The organism is Cohnella sp. CFH 77786 (assembly GCF_019400745.1).
Taxonomy (GTDB): domain Bacteria; phylum Bacillota; class Bacilli; order Paenibacillales; family Paenibacillaceae; genus Cohnella.
Genome location: NZ_WJIB01000044.1, coordinates 1 through 1362, shown reverse-complemented (window position 1 = coordinate 1362; position 1362 = coordinate 1). Strand labels below are relative to the sequence as shown.

The 1362-nt window shown below is 50.9% G+C and carries 1 protein-coding gene; it reads left to right on the top strand.

From position 1 onward, the window contains the following. Window positions 1–73 precede the first annotated feature (73 nt). The gene (locus tag GE107_RS26235; protein WP_219644651.1) at window positions 74–1294 is read left to right on the top strand and encodes an IS256 family transposase; all 1221 of its coding nucleotides are present in this window, start codon (window positions 74–76) and stop codon (window positions 1292–1294) included. Window positions 1295–1362: the final 68 nt, after the last annotated feature.

Below are 1362 nucleotides of genomic sequence, written 5' to 3'. Positions count from 1 at the left end.
GAGTCTGTAAAATAAAGTGTGTAAACTCTCAAACCTGTTAGAATAAAAGCAGCAGAAAGGTTGGGGAGTACACATGGGTTTATGGACGAAGGAGCAACTCCGAGCATTCATCAAGGAGAACAAGCTGGTCACTGCTCAGGATGCGCAGAATGCCTTGAAGAACCTGTTTGCCGAGACGCTGCAGGAAATGCTCGAAGCCGAGTTGGACACGCATCTGGGCTATGAGAAACATGACGTGCAAAACAAACGAACGACGAATAGCCGCAACGGCAAAAGCAAGAAGACGATCACCAGCGAATACGGCGAGCAGGAGATTTCCGTTCCGAGAGACCGGTTAAGCGAATTCGATCCGATCGTGGTGAAGAAGAATCAGTCCAGCGTGACCGGCATCGAGGATCAGATTATCGCCCTTTACGCCAAAGGCGTTAGCACGCGGGAGATCCAGGATCATCTTCAGAATCTATATGGCATTGACGTCTCTCCAACGATGATCTCGAACGTAACGAACAAGATCATCCCCCTCATCAAGGAGTGGCAGAATCGCCCGCTGCAAGGCGTATATGCAGTCGTATTCCTCGACGCCATTCACTTCAAGGTGAAGCAGGATGGTGCCATCGTGAACAAGGCGGCCTATATGGTCATCGGCATCGATCTGGACGGAAACAAGGACGTTCTCGGCATGTGGATTGGCGAGAACGAATCTGCCAAGTTCTGGCTCAGCGTGCTAAATGATCTCAAAAACCGCGGCGTACAAGACATCCTCATCACCTGCGTCGACAACCTGACGGGATTCTCCCAGGCGATCACGGCTTGCTATCCGAAGACGGAGATTCAAAAGTGCATCATTCACCAAATCCGCAATTCCACGCGCTACGTTTCCTACAAGGATCTGAAGAAAGTAACGGCCGATCTGAAGCCGATCTACAAAGCGGCAACCGAAGAAATGGCTCTCGTGGAGCTTGATCGCTTCGAGGAAACTTGGGGAGCCAAGTATCCGCTCATCATCCGTTCCTGGCGCAGCAATTGGGATGAACTCGCCACTTTCTTCAAATACCCACCCGAGCTGCGCAAGCTCATTTACACCACGAACATGATCGAGAGCTACCACCGTCAGCTTCGGAAAGTCACGAAAGGAAAGAGCATTTTCCCGAGTGATGAAGCACTACTGAAAATGCTCTACCTTGTCACCATGGATGTCACGCGCAAATGGACGGGCCGCGTTCAGAACTGGGGACAGATGCTTCTCCAGCTATCCGTTTTCTATCCGGATCGGATCGGCCCGCATTTGCCTTGAGAGCTAATCTCCCCCTCGGGGGAGATTCTCAATAGATGAGTTTACACAAAATTATTGACAGACCCGAT